The organism is Microbacterium sp. GXS0129 (genome assembly GCF_044769785.1).
In the GTDB taxonomy this organism is placed as follows: domain Bacteria; phylum Actinomycetota; class Actinomycetes; order Actinomycetales; family Microbacteriaceae; genus Microbacterium; species Microbacterium nymphoidis.
Genome location: NZ_JBIZVZ010000002.1, coordinates 624921 through 641564, shown reverse-complemented (window position 1 = coordinate 641564; position 16644 = coordinate 624921). Strand labels below are relative to the sequence as shown.

Sequence of the window (16644 nt, the reverse complement as noted above, 5' to 3'; positions counted from 1 at the left end):
CTCGCGGGGACGATACGATCATGGAATGTCCCTTGCAGATCTGGATTCGTGGCGCTCGCTTCCCATCAAGCAGCAGCCGGAGTGGCCCGACGCAGACGCCGTCGCCGCCGCTTCCACGCAGCTTGCCTCGTTCCCCCCGCTCGTGTTTGCGGGCGAGGTCGACGACCTGAAGTATCGCCTCGGTCGCGCCGCTGCCGGTGAGGCGTTCCTGCTGCAGGGCGGCGACTGCGCCGAGACCTTCGCCGGAGCCAACGCCGACAACATCAAGAACCGCATCAAGACGATCCTGCAGATGGCCGTCGTGCTCACCTACGGCGCCTCCATGCCGGTCATCAAGATGGGACGCATGGCCGGCCAGTTCGCCAAGCCGCGCTCCAGCAACATGGAGACGCGGGGAGATGTCACGCTGCCGGCGTACCGCGGCGACATCGTCAACGGCTACGACTTCACCGAGGGCTCTCGCACGGCGGACCCGCAGCGCCTGCTGCAGGGCTACCACATGGCGGCCTCCACGCTAAACCTGATCCGTGCCTTCACCCAGGGCGGCTTCGCTGACCTGCGCGAGGTGCACGGCTGGAACCAGGGCTTCTCGAAGAACCCGGCCAACGCGCGCTACGAAGGTCTCGCAACCGAGATCGATCGTGCGATCAAGTTCATGGAGGCGGCGGGTGCCGACTTCGACGAACTGCGTCGCGTGGACTTCTACACGGGCCACGAGGGCCTGCTGATGGACTACGAGGCACCGCTCACCCGCATCGACTCGCGCACCGGCACGCCGTACAACACCTCAGGCCACTTCCTGTGGATCGGCGAGCGCACGCGCGAGCTCGACGGCGCTCACGTGGACTACTTCTCGAAGATCCGCAACCCCATCGGCGTGAAGCTCGGCCCGACCACCACGCCGGAGACCGCGCTGGCGCTGATCGACAAGCTCGATCCCGAGCGTGAGCCCGGCCGTCTGACCTTCATCACCCGCATGGGGGCCGGCAAGATCCGGGAAGCGCTCCCGCCGCTCCTGGAGGCCGTGAAGGACTCCGGCGCGACACCGCTGTGGGTCACCGACCCCATGCACGGCAACGGCATCACCACGCCCACCGGGTACAAGACGCGTCGCTTCGACGACGTCGTGGACGAGGTCCGCGGCTTCTTCGAGGCGCATCGAGCCGTGGGCACCCACCCGGGCGGCATCCACGTCGAGCTCACGGGCGACGACGTCACCGAGTGCCTGGGAGGTTCGGAGATGATCGACGAAGCCACCTTGGCCACGCGCTACGAGTCGCTGTGCGACCCGCGTCTGAACCACATGCAGTCACTGGAACTCGCGTTCCTGGTGGCTGAGGAGCTCGAAAAGCGCTGACGCCCGCGCATGTGGGAGAGCCCCCGATCCAGACGGATCGGGGGCTCTCTCACATGCGGGTCGCCTTCCCTCTGCGCAGGGCCTTCGCGGGCGCGAACGCTCCCGGCCGCGACAGCACGGTGCTCCTGCTACAGGACAGTGCTGCCGCTACAGGAGAGTGCTGCTGCCACGGAACGGTGCGGCTGCTACAGGAGAGTGCGGCTGCTACCGAACGGTGCGGCTGCTACAGAACAGTGTTGCTGCTACAGAACAGTGCGGATCGTGATGGTGACGTCCGTGCCCTTCGGACGCATCTCCCCGGCCCCGGGGGTGGTTCCCACGGCTTCGGTCGAGCTGTCGGGAAGGAGGTTGAGCAGGCCGTTGTAGACCGGGTTGAAGCCGCGGTCGCGCAGCTCCTGCGCGGCCTGGTCCCGGGTCAGGCCGGAGACATCGGGGATCTCGAACAGCTCCGGTCCCTTGGACGTCACCAGGGTGACCGTGTCGTTCACCCGCCAGGAACCGCCGTCCTCGCGATCCGCGATGCGGATCACGTTTCCCTTCGCGATGTCGCTGGAGAACTCCTCGACGGTGGCCGACGCCACCTGGAGTCCCGCGCCGCCCAGGATCTCGGTTGCCTTCGCCACGGACAGGCCGGAGACGTCGGGAACGAGGCCGGCGGACACGATCAGAGTCACCGTCTCATCCGGCTGCCAGTTGCCGCCTCCGTCGCGGTCCATGATTCCCACGACGATGCCGGACTGCTGCTCGTCGGTGAAGATCTTCACCTGATCGGTGTTGACCTTCAGCCCTGCGTCGGTGAGCGCCTTCGTCGCGGCATCCACTGTCATCCCGGCAACCGGGGGCACCGGTCCTTTCGAGACCAGCAAGGTTGCGGTGTCGCCCTCGAAGGCATCACAGCCAGTGAGGCAGTCGTAGGGATCGCCCGAGGCCGGGACAACGGTCAGGTTCATCAGGCGGCCCGCGGGCGGGTCGTCGGTGAACTGATAGGTGGCGGTGGAGACGGTGATGTTCTTGTTGCCGAGGATCTCGCGAGCGGTCGCCTCGTCCACTCCGGACAGGTCCTCGATCGTCGTCGGCGCCGGACCGCTGGAGATGATGAGCTGGACGGACGTGCCCTTGTCGACGTGCTCGCCACCGGCAGGATCCGTTCCGATCGCGCTGCCTGCCGGCACGGTGAGACTGGGCGCCTGTGCGGTGGTGACCACGATGTCCTGCTCACCCAGCTTGGCCATCGCGTCCTGTTCGTTGAGGCCGGCCACGTCGGCGATGACCACCTGCGATCCCGGCCCCGAGCCGAAGTACCACCCGATCCCGCCGGCGAGGGCGGCGACGAGGATCACGATCAGCAGCAGCCACCCGCCCTTACGGCGATCCCGGCGCGTGACCGTCCGCAGCCGAGCGGAGTTGTCGACCGGGGCGAGGGAGTCCGTGGCCGGAAGCGGCATCACCGGTGCCGAGTCACGGGGGAGCACCGCCGTGAGCCCACCGCTGGAGGACAGGTCCTCCGGGATGGCCAGACCCGCGGTGAACGACGGCTCGCTGCGCGTGATCACCGGTGTGATGCCCAGCTCGCGCTCGATCTCGCGGAGACGATCGAGCATGACCTGTGCGTCGAGCGGGCGATCATCCGGTGCCCGCTCGGTCGACCAGAGCACCAGCTCGTCCAGCTGCTCCGGCACGCCGGGGTTTCGCACGCTGGGGCGCGGGACGGACTCCGTGGCGTGCTGGAAGGCGATCTGCATCGGCTGTTCGCCGCGGAACGGCTGTTCACCCACGAGCATCTCGTAGAGCATGATGCCCAGAGCGTAGATGTCGCTGCGGGCATCCGCGGTGCCCCGGGTCACCAGCTCCGGCGCCAGGTAAGCGATGGTTCCCATCAGCTGCTGCCCGGTGGCCGTGTTGGCGGTGGTGGCACGAGCGAGCCCGAAATCGCCGATCTTGATGCGGCCGTCCTCCGCGAGAAGGACGTTCTCGGGCTTCACGTCGCGATGCACGATCCCAGCGCGGTGCGCGGCGGCAAGACCGCTCAGCACGCCGTCCATGATGGTGACCGCCTGCGAGATGCTCAGCCGACGCTGTTCCTTGAGCAGCTCTCGCAGCGTGATCCCGGGAAGGTACTCCATCACCAGATAGGCGAGCTCGCCATCCTGGCCCTGGTCGAAGACGTTCACCACGTTGGGGTCCGCCAGTCGCGCTGCCGCTCGCGCCTCCTGGATGAACCGGCTCTGGAACACCGAGTCATCGCTGAGGTGACTGTGCATGACCTTGAGCGCGATACGGCGCTCCAGCCGCAGATCGGTGGCTACATAGACGGTGGCCATGCCGCCTCTCGCGATGCGCGCACGCACCCGGTACCGACCGTCGACAAGCCGCCCGATCAGCGGGTCAGCGGTCTGGTGAGAGGTCACCCGTCGAGTCTACGGAGCAATTCCGCTCAACCACGGGAGCGCCGCGCCTCCGTGGATGAGAGACTGGAGGGGTGACTGCCACACGCGAATTCCCCGTTCCCACCGACTGGCTCGCGATGCCCGACCTCGTGGAGGCGCTCGACGAACCCCTGGGCCGCGTGCGCCGCCTCATCGACGAGCACTCGCTCGTGGGCAGCAAGCGCAACGGAGTGTTCCAGGTCCCGTCGATCTTCCTCGTCGAGGGCCGTCCCCTCTCCTCGCTGCGCGGGACGATCATCGTGCTGAGCGACGCGGGCTTCTCCGACGACGAGATCATCGACTGGCTCCTCGCCGAGGAGCCCACCATCGGCGACGCCCCGATCAACTCCCTGCTCACCGGCCGCAAGAGCGAGGTGCGCCGGGTCGCGGCCGCCCTCGCCTGACCCGCTGACGCGGCCGCCGTCTCAGGATGTGCGAGCGGTGGCCGCCAGCGCGAGCGCGCGGAGATCCGCCACCGCGTCCGCCGCCAGCACGCCGGAATCCAGAGCCGAATCCGCTTGCGTGGTGAAGGCCGTGATGCGCTCCTCGACACGATCCAGCGCACCGGTGGCGATGATCGCGCCCTGGAGGCGGGCGACATCGCCTTCATCGAGATCGACGCGGCCGAGATCTGCGTCGAGCGAGGCGCGAGCGGCCGGGTCCATCTGCTCGCGCGCGTAGGCGATCAGCAGCGTGCGCTTGCCCTCCCGGAGGTCGTCGCCGCTCGGCTTGCCGGTGAGCTCGGTGTCGCCGAACACGCCCAGCACGTCATCGCGCAACTGGAAGGCCAGCCCGATCGGCATCCCGTAAGCCCGCAACGCCGCGAGCTGATCGTCGCGTGCGCCGCCGATGCAGGCGCCGATCACGAGCGGCTGTAGGACGCTGTAGCGCGCCGACTTCAGTGAGGCGACCTCCAGAGCGCGCTGCGCATGTTCGTCGTCCGGCTGGACTATCCATGCGGATTCCTGTGCGATGTCCAGGAACTGGCCGAGGGTCACGTCCCGCCGCATCCGCGCGTACTCTTCGCGAGCGGGTCGAGGTGAGGGATGAACGTCCAGCGCGTGCTCGAACAGGTCGTTGCTCCACGCCACCAGCAGGTCACCGAGCAGCAGAGCGGCCGAGCGTCCGAAGGCGGCTGCGTCGCCGGTCCATCCGCGACCGAGGTGCATCGCCTGCAGGGCCCGGTGGGCGGCCGGGCTACCCCGGCGCGTGTCGGAGTTGTCGATGATGTCGTCGTGCACGAGCGCGGCCGCTTGGAAGATCTCGAGCGATGCTGCCGCGTCGATGATGCTCTCGGCGCCGATGGCGGGGGAGACGGCCCGCCACCCGGTCTCGCAGAAGCGTGCTCGCAACCGCTTTCCACCGGCCAGGGAAGAGGAGGCGGCGTCGATGACGAGGGCCGCCTCGGGGCTGTCCGCCAGCGCGTCTTCGCGCCGCTCCTCGAGGAAGCTCAGCAGACGCTGGGAAACGGCCTCGGGAACGGAGTGCGAAGAGGTCACCCACCTAGCCTAGTTCCGGCGGACGGGCTTAGACTGGGGAGTCAGGCGAAGCAAACATCCGGCCCGCCTTCAGGACGACGCAAGGGGGGCACCATGCCACTCTCCGAACAGGAGCAACGACTGCTCGACGAGATGGAGCGCAATCTGCTCCACAACGACGCTGACGTGGTCAGCGCCGACTCCGCTGGTCGTCCGTTCACGTACCGCAATCTGGTCTTCGGCGCACTGCTCGTCGTTGCCGGACTGGGTGCGCTGATCGCGGGCGTCTCGCTGTTTCGCGACCTCGCCGTCATCGGCATCATCATCGGCGTCGTCGGTGTCGCCCTGATGTTCGTGGGGATCATGGTGGCAGGACGACGCGGCGAGGCGACGCTGGAGTTCGACGAGGAGGAGCTTCGTCGAGAGCCCTCCCGCCCCGCCGGACCGCGCTCGTCCGGGGGCAACGCCGGGTTCATGGACCGTATGAACGAGCGCTGGGATCGTCGTCAGGATCCCGACGACTAAACACGCCGCACATCTTCGGGCGCCGGCCTTCGGGTCGGCGCCCTTTTTCGTGCCCCCGCGCCGGCGCTCCACTTCGCTCCCCGGAGGTCCTCCACTTCGCTCCCCGGTGGTCCTCCACTTCGCTCCCCGGTGGTCCTCCACTTCTCTCCCCACGTCTCCTGGCGGGACGAACAGCGCGTAGTCTCGCGGCCCTGACCCTGCCGCGCGCTCGCAGCGCAGGCTCGTCGTTGCGGGACGACACGACATCTCTCCCATTCCGCCACCGCGCCCCTCCCCATCCCTCCACCGCGTCAGGCCGCGGAATTCCGGGGATCTCTCAGGAGAAATCCGGCGTGATCCGTCGAAACTTCTAGGGAAGTGGAGGGAAGTGGAGTATTGTGGAGCCAACTTCTGACGGGCCGGACGACAGAGGGGGTGACGGCCGATGTTGCTGGGTACGCACACACCAAAGCTCGACGACAAAGGGCGCATCATCCTGCCCGCCAAGTTCCGCGAGGATCTGGCGGGCGGCGTCGTCATCACCCGCGGTCAGGAGCGATGCCTCTACGTGTTCTCCACCGCGGAGTTCGAGTCGGTGCACGAGCGGATCCGGCAAGCCCCGCTCAGTAACAAGCAGGCTCGCGACTTCATGCGCATGTTCCTCTCCGGGGCCAGCGCGGAGATGCCCGACAGCCAGAACCGCATCACGATTCCGCAGAGTCTGCGCACCTACGCGGGACTGGAGAAGGAACTCGTGGTCACCGGAGTCGGCGCGCACGCCGAGATCTGGAACGCCCAGGCCTGGAACGACTTCGTCGAGGCCAACGAAGAGAGCTACGCCGACATGGAGCAGGAGGTGATTCCGGGATTGTTCTGAGCCTGAGTTCCGACTCCCAGCTGACTCGCCCTGACGCCACTTCCCCGGTGGCAGGTCGGGTCGGAGGGGAATCAGAGCCCAGGCCCCACCCGAAGAGATCATGAGCATCGAAGACATCCACATCCCCGTCCTCCTCGAACGCTGTGTCGAGCTGCTGGCTCCCGCGCTCGCGCACCCCGGCGCCGTCCTCGTCGATGCCACCACCGGCATGGGGGGCCACTCGTCTGCGCTGCTCGGGCGTTTCCCGGAGGTGGAGCTGGTGGGCCTGGACCGGGACACCGACGCCCTGCGGATCGCGGGGGAGCGGCTGGCACCGCACGCCTCTCGCGTCCACCTCGTTCACACCGTCTACGACGGCATCACGGACGCCGTGCACGACAGCGGGTTCGACCACGCCGACGGCATCCTCTTCGACCTCGGCGTCTCCTCCCTGCAGCTCGACGAGGCCGAGCGAGGGTTCGCATACTCCAAGGACGCTCCGCTGGACATGCGGATGGATCAGACCGCGGGGCGCACGGCCGCCGACATCATCGCGACCTACAGCGAGGGGGAGCTGCGGCGGATCTTCGAGGTCTACGGCGAGGAGAAGCTGGCCGGCCGATACGCGCGGTTCATCATCGCCGCACGGCAGGAGGCTCCGATCGAGACGTCCGGCCGGCTGGTGGAGATCCTCACTGCCGCGACCCCGGCGGCCGCGCAGCGAGCCGGGCACCCCGCCAAGCGCGTCTTCCAGGCCCTGCGAGTCGAGGTCAACAGCGAGCTGTCCGTCCTGAGCGCGGCCATCCCGGCTGCGCTGGAGCTGCTGCCGGTGGGCGGCCGGCTCGTCGTCATGTCCTACCAGTCGCTGGAGGACCGCATCATCAAGCGCGCGTTCGCCACCGCCACGGCGTCGACGGCCCCGCGGGGGCTGCCGGTCGAACTGGAAGAGCACGCTCCGCGTTTTCGCACTCTCACGAAGGGCGCCGAGATGGCCTCGGACGACGAGCGCGAGCGCAATCCTCGAGCCACACCGGTGCGCCTGCGTGCCGTCGAACGAATTCGGGAGTCCGCATGAGCGCCTCGTCCGCCCTGCCCGAAGAACCACACATCCAGCCCCGCCCGGGGCGGGGGACCGGCTCCCCTCGCAGGCACCTCCGTCCCGTCGATGCACCCGCACGTCGCCGTCGCCCGCAGACCGTCTACGGTCTCACCGCCATCATCGGGGTGGTCCTGATCGTCGCCGCACAGCTGTTCTTCTCCATCGCGTCGACGCAGACCACGCACCACATCGTCGACCTCACCGAGCAGCAGCGCTCGCTCACCGTTGAGGCGCAGGCTCTGTTCGACCAGGTGGCGGGCCTGAGCTCTCCGCAGTACCTGGCGGCGAACGCGACGTCCGCCGGCATGATCAGCGCCGGCTCGCCCATCTTTCTGCGCCTGAGCGATGCCGCCGTGCTCGGAACGGCGTCCGCCGAGACGGCGTCGACGATCGATGCCAAGGGGCGGGCAGCGGTGGGCAACGACCTCATCAAGGACACGCCGCTGGTCATGGACCCCTCCGCCACCCTCACCGGGAAGACTGCCCCTGTGACGGCACCGGAAGCATCCACCGAGGGCGCCGGCGGCGCCGCCGCCGATACGACGTCCACCGAATCCGTCGCTGCGGAGACGGAGCTGCCGCAGCAGCCGCCCGCCATCAGCGAGGGACTCCCCACGCCCGAGACCCACTGACGCCACCCATACGTCATCGACGCGAACAGACGAGGCAGCATGACTCCCAAGGACACCCGAATCCGTCGGCGACGCACGGTGGCGGTGTTCGGCACCGTGGGCGTGCTCATGGTGGCCTTCTCCGTGCGACTGGTCGACATCCAGGTGGTGAACGCGTCGGAGTACGTCGCGGAGTCGAAGCTGAAGACGCAGCAGTCGAAGCCGATCGCCGGCACGCGTGGTGAGATCGTGGATGCGAACGGCGCCGTCCTCGCGGTGAGTAACGTCACGTACGACGCGGTGATCGATCCGCTCAACCTCAACACCGTGTTCCGGCTGGCCAAGGACGGCACCAAGATCCCGCTGAAGGAGGAGTGGCCGGCGGTCTCCGAGAAGATCGCCGCCATCATCGGTCGCACGGGTGACGAGGTTCGCACCACTGTGGCGAACAACTTCGCGGACAATCCGAACAGCCGGTACGCCCTGCTGACCACGGGCTTGTCGACCGCTCAGATGGAGCAGCTCAAGGCGCTCGCGATTCCCTATCTGGCTATGCCGTCCCATGAATCTCGCACGTACCCCGACGGAGCCGTGGCGGGGAGCGTCATCGGCTTCACGGGAACGGATCCGGAGAAGGGCACCGTCTTCCCGCAGGCCGGTGTCGAGTCCATGGAGAACGCCTGCCTGACCCCGACGGCGGGATCCCAGACGTTCCAGATGGGCGGCAACGGGGAGATCATCCCGGGATCGATGACCGAGACGCCCGCGGTCAACGGCGGCACCGTGCAGCTCACGATCGACCGGGATCTGAACTGGTACTTGCAGCAGATGATCGCCGAAGAGGCGCAGAACAAGGGCGCGAAGAGCGGCACGGTGACCGTGGTGGAAGTCGCCACGGGCAAGATCCGTGCCGCAGCGGAGTGGCCCACCGTCGATCCGAACAACATCGACGGCTCCGACCCCAACGACTGGTACGGCCACATCTTCAAGGACCTGTTCGAGCCCGGCTCCACTTTCAAGGCCGCCACGGCCGCGATGCTGCTGGAGTCCGGCGCCGCCACCCCGATGTCGACGGTTTCCGCGTCTGGGTGGGAGGAATTCCCGAATGGCGCGCGCGTGGGTGACTCCTTCTCCCACGACACCTACAACTACACGCTCGCGGGCGCACTCATCGACTCCTCGAACGTGGCGCTGTCCAAGTTCGGCGATCTCATGACCCCCGAGGCGCGTCACGATTTCCTCGCGAAGTTCGGCGTCGGATCCAAGACCGCCGTCAATTTCGACGGAGAGCAGGCGGGCGTGCTCCACCCGGCCGATCAGTGGGACAACCAGACGCACTACGCCACGACATTCGGTCAGGCGTTCCAGGTGACCGCGCCCCAGGTGGCGAGCTTCTACCAGATGATCGCCAACGACGGCGTGAAGAAGCCCCTGCAGCTGGTCGAGAGCTGCACGGCGGCCGACGGCACCGTCACCACGCCGAAGGTTCCGGCGGATGAGCGCCTGCTCAGCGAGCAGAACGCCGCGCAGCTCAGCACGATGATTGAGAACGTCGCCGAGCAGGGCGGCGTGGCCGATCTCATCAAGATCCCCGGCTACCGCATCGCCGCCAAGACGGGAACCGCCCAGACGTACGACGAGGCCACCCAGGCCTACAAGTCCGACCTCTACGACGTGTCGGTGGTCGGCTACGCCCCCGCCGATGACCCGAAGTATGTGGTCATCGTCACGCTCAAGGAGCCCACGACGGTAAGATCGTCTACGGCCGCTGCGCCCGCATTCCAGAAGGCGATGACCCAGGTTCTCAAGCACTACCGGGTCATGCCGTCTCAGACGCCGTTCACCGATCTTCTCCCCAAGTTCGGCTGAGCCGCTCCGCCACTCGGAGACCTCTTTCACATGATCGCACTCACGCTCGCGGAGATCGGCCACGCCATCGGCGCGGTCCTCCACCTTCACGGTGAGCACACCGCAGCCACCGTCGTCTCGGGAGCGGTAGACACCGACTCCCGGCTCATCACGGCGGGCGGCATCTTCGTCGCGAAGCCCGGTGAGCAGACCGACGGACACCACTTCGTGGGTGCCGCACTCGACAACGGGGCCGCCGTCGCCATCGTCGACCACGTCGTGGATGTCGAGATCACCCAGCTGGTCGTGGCGGACGTGGTCGCCGCGCTCGCCGACCTGGCGCGCGAGGTGGTCTCCCGTGTGCGCGCACACGGCGATCTGCGCATTGTCGGGATCACCGGATCCAACGGGAAGACCACCACGAAGAACCTCCTGGCGCGCATCCTCGAGGAGGAGGGCGAGACGGTGGCGCCGGTCGCCTCCTTCAACAACGAGGTGGGCGCGCCGCTCACGATGCTCCGCGTCCGAGAGAGCACCCGATTCCTGGTGAGCGAGTTCGGCGCGTCCGGTCCGGGGGAGATCGCCCGCCTGGCAGGTCTGGTCACCCCGGACGTCGGCGTCGTGCTGATGGTCGGCATGGCGCACGCCGGTGGCTTCGGCGGCATCGAGCGCACCGTCTACGAGAAGGGCCGTCTCATCGCCGCCGTGCGCGCGGGCGGCACCGCGGTGCTGAACATCGACGATGCTCGCGTCGCCACGATGGCCGAGATCGCCGCAGAGAACGACGAGCGCGTCGTGTGGTTCGGACACGGGGCGGGAGCGGACCTTCGCGCCTCCGACGTGGAGGTCACCGCGAACGGCACGGGCTTCACCGTCACTGTGGACGGCGAATCGCACCGCGTCCACCTCCAGGTGCTCGGGGCCCATCACGTCATGAACGCGATCGCCGCGATCGCCGCAGCCCGCGAGCTCGGCGTCACGGTCCCCGACGCCATCGCGCGGCTGGAGACGGTCAGCATCGCGGAGAGATGGCGTATGCAGCCGCTGGGCAGCGACCGCGTGCGCATCATCAACGACGCATACAACGCGAGCCCCGACTCGATGGCGGCGGCGCTGCGCACCCTCGCGCAGATCACCGAGCCCGGTCAGCGCAAGGTCGCGGTGCTCGGCGCGATGAGCGAGCTGGGCGAGTTCGCCGGCGACGCCCATGACGAGGTGGCACTGCTGGCCGTCCGGTTGCGTTTCGAGCGCATCGTCGTGGTGGGCCGTGATGCCCGTCGTCTCTACCTCTCCGCGATCGCGGAGGGATCCTGGGACGGCGAAGCGGTGTTCTTCGAGACTGCCGACGAAGCGTACGACTACCTCATGGGTGAGCTGCGCGACGGGGACCGTGTCCTGGTGAAGTCCTCCAACTCCGCGGGACTGCGTTTCCTGGGCGACCGCATGGGAGAATCGTTCTCGTGAGGTCACTGCTCTCTGCCGCCGCCATTTCCATGGCGTTCACGCTGCTGCTGACACCGGTGTTCCTCAAGTGGTACGAGCGCTGGGGCTGGGGCCAGGTCATCCGCACGCCGGAGGCCATGAACAACCCGCAGCACGCCGCGAAGCGCGGAACGATGTCGATGGGTGGGCTCATCTTCATCCTCGGCACCTTGGTGGGTTACTTCGTCGGCAGCTACGCGGGTGACTTCCCGCCCACGCCGTCGAGTCTGCTGGTGCTCTGGATGATGCTGGGCTTCGGAGCGGTCGGCTTCATCGACGACTACCTGAAGGTGAAGCGCCAGAACAGTCTCGGACTGTCCGGATGGCGAAAGATCGCGGCACAGCTGCTCGTCGCGGTGGTCTTCGCCGTCGGCGCCTTGAACTTCCCGAACGATCGCGGTGTCACGCCCGGATCCAGTGCGGTCTCGCTGTTTCGTGATCTGCCGCTGCTGGATCCCTTCTCGCTCGGCTCCTGGCTTCCCGTGCTCGGGATCGGCGTGGCGCTCGGCTGGATCATCTACCTGCTGTGGATCTCCGTCATCGGCATCGCGATGTCGAACTCCGCCAACCTCGCCGACGGCCTCGACGGGCTCGCCGCGGGGTCGGGGATCTTCGTGGTGGGCGCGTACAGCCTGATCGCGTTCTGGCAGGCCCGTCAGAGCTGCATCGCCGAACTGGATCCCGCGTCGTACGGTGGCTGCTACAACACCCGTGATCCGATGGAACTGGCGATCGTCTCAGCCGCCTTCATCGGCGCGCTGGCCGGCTTCCTGTGGTGGAACGCCCCCAAGGCGAAGGTTTTCATGGGCGACACCGGCTCGATGGCGATCGGCGGCGTCGTCGCCGCGATGGCCGTCCTCACGCACACCGAGCTGCTGTCGATCCTGATCGCGGGCGTCTACGTGCTCGCGTCCGGCTCGGTGATCCTGCAGCGCGTGTACTTCAAGCTCACCCGGGGTAAGCGCCTCTTCCTCAACAGCCCCTTCCATCACCATCTCGAGTTCCGCGGGTGGCCGGAGGCCACCATCGTGGTGCGGATGTGGATCATCGCGGGCGTGCTCGCGGTCTCGGGCATCGGTCTCTTCTACGTCGAATGGTTGTCTCGCACATGAGTCGTCTGGATTCCCTCACCAGCTGGTACGCGGACTGGAAGGGACTCCGGGTGGCGGTGCTGGGCCTGTCCGACACCGGCTTCTCCGTCGCCGACACCCTCACCGAACTCGGCGCCGAGGTCCTGGTCGTCACTGAGGCGGCCGCCGAGGAATACGCGCGCCTGGTCCCGGTGATCGGCGCCCGTCTGCACGTCGGCCCTCTCGACGCCCCGCCGGCGGAGCTCCTCGACTTCGCGCCCGAGGTCGTGATCGCCTCGCCGGGCTTCCCCCCGCACCACCCCGTGATCCGCTGGACGCAGCAGAGGGGTGTCGCGCTGTGGGGCGACATCGAGCTGGCCTGGCGGGTACGCGACAAGGTCACACGCGAGGGCGGCGTGCCCGCCGACTGGGTGTTCATCACCGGCACCAACGGCAAGACCACGACGACGCGGATGACGGCGACGATGCTCGTTGCCGGCGGTCTGCGTGCAGCGCCCTGCGGCAATATCGGCACCCCCATCCTGGACGCCGTCCGCGACCCCGCCGGCTTCGACGTCCTGGTCGTGGAGCTCTCCAGTCACCAGCTCTGGTACCTGGGCCTCACGGAGGGGGTCGGTGCCCCGGTGCCGCACGCCTCCGTCTGCCTCAACCTCGCCGATGACCACCTGCAGTGGCACGGTTCGTTCGAGGCGTATCGCGAGGCCAAGGCGGTCGTGTATCGCAACACGCGCGTGGCGTGCGTCTACAACAAGGCCGATGTCGTCACCCGCGAGATGGTCGAGGATGCGGACGTCGTCGAGGGCGCACGCGCGATCGGCTTCGATCTCGGCGTTCCCGGTCTCAGCGACCTCGGTGTCGTCGACGGTCTTCTGGTCGATCGTGCCTTCACGGATGACCGCCGCCACGCGGCGCTCGAGCTCGCGACCGTGGCCGAGCTGGCGGACCACGACCTCGGAGCCCCGCACATCGTCGCCAATGCGCTCGCTGCAGCGGCACTGGCACGCTCGCTGGGGGTAACGCCGGAGCAGGTGCACGACGCCCTGCTGTCATTCCGGCTGGACCCCCATCGCATCGAGGTGGTCGCGCGCGTCTCCGGAGTGACGTGGGTCGACGACTCCAAGGCCACCAACCCCCATGCGGCGTCCTCCTCCCTCGCGGCATACCCGGGCGCGGTGTGGGTGCTGGGCGGACTGCTCAAGGGTGTGGACATCAGCGAGCTGGTCGCGCTCCGGGGCCCCTCCGCGGCCGCTGCCGTGGTGATCGGTGCGGATCGGTCGGAGATCGTGGCGGCGTTCGCACGACACGCGCCCGACGTGCCGGTTTTCGAAGTGGACGAGACCGACACTGAGATGGTCATGCCGCGCGCGGTGGAACTGGCTGCGGGGGTGGTCGAGGAGGGCGGGACCGTTCTGCTCGCTCCCGCAGCGGCCAGCTTCGATCAGTTCCGCGGCTACGACGATCGCGGCGCGAAGTTCGCCGAGGCGGTCCGCAACCGCTTCGGGATCACCGACGGCCAGTAGACAAAGACCAGGAGGAGCGCATGGCGACCACACGGCTGCCGCAGTCGCCCTCCCCGGACGGGCCGCGCGGTCTCGCCGCGCGAGTGAAGCTCGGACGGATCTTCCAGCCGGTGGCCACCGAGTTCGTGCTCATCGCCGCCGTGTCGCTGTTCCTGGCCGTGTTCGGCTGGGTGATGGTGCTGTCGGCCACCAGCGCCGGCAGTGGTGAGTCGCCGTTCGACACCGCGTTCAAGCAGGGGCTGTTCGCTGCGGTCGGCATCCCGTTGATGTTCGTGCTCAGTCGCTTTCCCGTGGTCTTCTGGAAGCGCATGGCCTGGCCCATCATCATCGCGGCTGTCGCATTCCAGATGCTGATCTTCACGCCGCTGGGCATCCATCAGGACGGGAACACGAACTGGGTCGACCTGAAGTTCGTGCAGGCGCAGCCCTCGGAGTTCCTGAAGCTCGCGACGGCACTCTGGCTCGGCTTCATCCTGGAACGCAAGCAGGCGCTGCTGAACCGCTGGACCCATTTCGCCATTCCGCTGGTCCCGGTGGTCGTACTCGTGCTGGCCAGCGTGCTCGGCGGCGAGGACCTGGGCACCGCCATGATCATCATGATGGTGGTGCTCGGCGCGCTCTACTTCGCCGGCGTGAAGCTGCGGATCCTGATCGTTCCGGTGCTCCTCGCCGTGGCAGGCATCGTTGCGCTGTCCGTCATCAAGCCGGACCGCATCGACCGCATCACCGCCTTCCTCGACCCGGCCTGCGGCGTGGACAATCCCCGCTGCTACCAGCAAGAGCATGGCCTGTGGGCACTGGCCAACGGCGGTTTCTTCGGCGTGGGACTCGGAAACTCGACCGAGAAGTACGGCTGGCTGCCGGCCAAGGCGAACGACTTCATCTTCGCGATCGTGGGGGAGGAGCTCGGGCTGCTCGGCTGTGTGGTGGTGCTCCTGTTGTTCGGCATCCTGACCTTCGCCGTGATCAGCATGATCCGCCGCACCGACGACATGTTCATCCGCATCGTCTCGGGCGGGATCATCGTCTGGATCACCGGACAGGCGCTCGTGAACATCGCCGTGGTCCTCCGCCTCGCCCCCGCTCTGGGTGTACCGCTGCCGTTCCTGTCGCAGGGCGGTACCTCGCTGCTGTCCGTGCTGATCGCGTGCGGTGTGCTGCTGAGCTTCGCTCGCACCCTGCCGGTGCGAGGAGCGGCCTCGGGCGCGGCGAAGCGCGCACGCGCATCCCGCACCCCTGTCCAGCGTCTGGACTGACGGCGCACGCGACGATCAGCCGGTCGTGGGAGGATCGGAGTATGACGACGTACCTCCTGGCCGGCGGCGGAACCGCCGGACACGTGAACCCGCTGCTCGCCGTTGCCGATGGCCTGCGCGCACGCGACCCGGAGGCTCACGTGCTGGTTCTCGGGACCAGGGAGGGGCTGGAATCCCGGCTCGTCCCGGAGCGCGGCTACGAGCTGCTGTTCGTCGACAAGGTCCCGTTCCCACGTCGTCCGAACGGTGCCGCCGTGAAGTTCCCCGCCCGTTTCCGTCGCGCGGTGGCCCAGGTTCGCACCCACATCCGTGAGCACGGTGTCGATGTCGTCGTGGGTTTCGGCGGATACGCGGCGGCGCCGGCATATGTGGCGGCCCGGCGCGCCGGCGTGCCTTTCATCGTTCACGAGGCGAACGCCAAGCCGGGACTGGCGAACGTGCTGGGCGCGCGCCGCGCGTCCGGCGTCGGCGTGGCGTTCGAGGGAACGCCGTTGAAGAGGGGTGCGCTGGTCGGCATGCCGCTGCGCCGCGAGGTGGTGGAGCTGGATCGGGCCGCCGCCCGCGCTCAGGCCGCGGAGTACTTCGGTCTCGATGCCGCCAAGCCGACGCTTCTGGTATTCGGCGGGTCCCTCGGCGCGCTCCAGCTCAACACCGCGATCGAGGGCGCGTGGCAGGCGGTCCTGGATGCCGGATGGCAGTTGCTGCACGCGACCGGCGAGGGGAAGGCAGTCACGGACCCTCAGGCGCCGGGGTACGTCGTGTTTCCCTACCTCGATCGCATGGACCTCGCCTTCGCGCTGGCCGACTTCATCGTCTCGCGCTCCGGCGCGGCGACGGTGAGTGAAGTAAGTGCCCTCGGAATTCCTGCTGCGTACGTGCCGTACGCCGTCGGAAACGGTGAACAGCGGCTGAACGCAGCCTCGGCCGTCTCCGCGGGCGCGGCCATCCTGATCGAGAACGCCGAGTTCACCGCGGAGGCGGTCCGCTCGCGCATCGTGCCGCTGCTTCAGGATGATGCTGCGCGCGCTCGCATGGTGGCGGCCGCGGAGATGGTCGGCACGCGAACAGGCACCGAGAACGTGATCGAGTTGATCGACGCCGCCCTGGCTCCCTGAT

The 16644-nt window shown here is 67.9% G+C and carries 14 protein-coding genes; 12 read left to right on the top strand and 2 right to left on the bottom strand.

All coding sequences use genetic code 11. The annotated features are described in order from the left end of the window. Nucleotides 1-25 precede the first annotated feature (25 nt). Entirely contained in the window at nt 26-1357 is a 1332-nt protein-coding gene (locus tag ACIQJ5_RS09430; protein ID WP_231092040.1) for a class II 3-deoxy-7-phosphoheptulonate synthase, read from the top strand. Between the two features lie 242 nt (nt 1358-1599). Here ACIQJ5_RS09430 and pknB read toward each other — a convergent pair whose 3' ends face one another. Further along, nucleotides 1600-3765: a Stk1 family PASTA domain-containing Ser/Thr kinase gene (pknB, locus tag ACIQJ5_RS09425; protein ID WP_402843120.1), complete on the bottom strand. Its 2166-nt coding sequence runs from the start codon at nt 3763-3765 to the stop codon at nt 1600-1602. 116 nt (nt 3766-3881) lie between these two features. Here pknB and ACIQJ5_RS09420 point away from each other — a divergent pair, with 116 nt between their 5' ends. After that, a complete protein-coding gene (locus ACIQJ5_RS09420; protein WP_402843442.1) occupies nt 3882-4187 on the top strand; it encodes an Rv2175c family DNA-binding protein in 306 nt (101 codons plus the stop codon). A gap of 21 nt (nt 4188-4208) precedes the next feature. On the opposite strand, the gene ACIQJ5_RS09415 is transcribed toward ACIQJ5_RS09420, so the two are convergent. After that, nucleotides 4209-5282, bottom strand: coding sequence for a polyprenyl synthetase family protein (locus ACIQJ5_RS09415; protein ID WP_402843117.1), 1074 nt, complete (start codon nt 5280-5282; stop codon nt 4209-4211). Nucleotides 5283-5375: 93 nt separating this feature from the next. Here ACIQJ5_RS09415 and ACIQJ5_RS09410 point away from each other — a divergent pair, with 93 nt between their 5' ends. From ACIQJ5_RS09410 to ACIQJ5_RS09365, 10 genes are all read left to right on the top strand, one after another. Continuing rightward, nucleotides 5376-5786: a DUF3040 domain-containing protein gene (locus ACIQJ5_RS09410; protein WP_231092043.1), complete on the top strand. Its 411-nt coding sequence runs from the start codon at nt 5376-5378 to the stop codon at nt 5784-5786. A gap of 424 nt (nt 5787-6210) precedes the next feature. Continuing rightward, the gene (mraZ, locus tag ACIQJ5_RS09405; RefSeq protein WP_231092044.1) at nt 6211-6642 is read left to right on the top strand and encodes a division/cell wall cluster transcriptional repressor MraZ; all 432 of its coding nucleotides are present in this window, start codon (nt 6211-6213) and stop codon (nt 6640-6642) included. Between the two features lie 100 nt (nt 6643-6742). Then, nucleotides 6743-7696, top strand: a complete 954-nt coding sequence (gene rsmH / locus ACIQJ5_RS09400) for a 16S rRNA (cytosine(1402)-N(4))-methyltransferase RsmH (RefSeq protein WP_231092045.1) — start codon at nt 6743-6745, stop codon at nt 7694-7696. Further along, on the top strand, nt 7693-8352 hold the full coding sequence (locus tag ACIQJ5_RS09395; RefSeq protein ID WP_231092046.1) for a hypothetical protein: 660 nt from the start codon (nt 7693-7695) through the stop codon (nt 8350-8352). Before rsmH ends, ACIQJ5_RS09395 begins: the two co-directional genes overlap by 4 nt. 39 nt (nt 8353-8391) lie before the next feature. Continuing rightward, on the top strand, nt 8392-10200 hold the full coding sequence (locus tag ACIQJ5_RS09390; protein ID WP_231092047.1) for a penicillin-binding protein 2: 1809 nt from the start codon (nt 8392-8394) through the stop codon (nt 10198-10200). Nucleotides 10201-10230: 30 nt separating this feature from the next. Further along, the gene (gene murF / locus ACIQJ5_RS09385; RefSeq protein WP_402843111.1) at nt 10231-11643 is read left to right on the top strand and encodes a UDP-N-acetylmuramoyl-tripeptide--D-alanyl-D-alanine ligase; all 1413 of its coding nucleotides are present in this window, start codon (nt 10231-10233) and stop codon (nt 11641-11643) included. Continuing rightward, nucleotides 11640-12773, top strand: a complete 1134-nt coding sequence (locus ACIQJ5_RS09380) for a phospho-N-acetylmuramoyl-pentapeptide-transferase (protein WP_402843109.1) — start codon at nt 11640-11642, stop codon at nt 12771-12773. The genes murF and ACIQJ5_RS09380 overlap by 4 nt, the downstream gene beginning before the upstream one ends. Further along, entirely contained in the window at nt 12770-14272 is a 1503-nt protein-coding gene (gene murD, locus ACIQJ5_RS09375) for a UDP-N-acetylmuramoyl-L-alanine--D-glutamate ligase (protein WP_402843106.1), read from the top strand. Before ACIQJ5_RS09380 ends, murD begins: the two co-directional genes overlap by 4 nt. A 20-nt stretch (nt 14273-14292) precedes the next feature. Next, complete coding sequence (locus ACIQJ5_RS09370) at nt 14293-15528, top strand: FtsW/RodA/SpoVE family cell cycle protein (protein WP_402843104.1); 1236 nt, start codon at nt 14293-14295, stop codon at nt 15526-15528. 41 nt (nt 15529-15569) lie between these two features. After that, entirely contained in the window at nt 15570-16643 is a 1074-nt protein-coding gene (locus ACIQJ5_RS09365; protein WP_231092052.1) for a glycosyltransferase, read from the top strand. The last annotated feature ends 1 nt before the right edge of the window (nt 16644 follow it).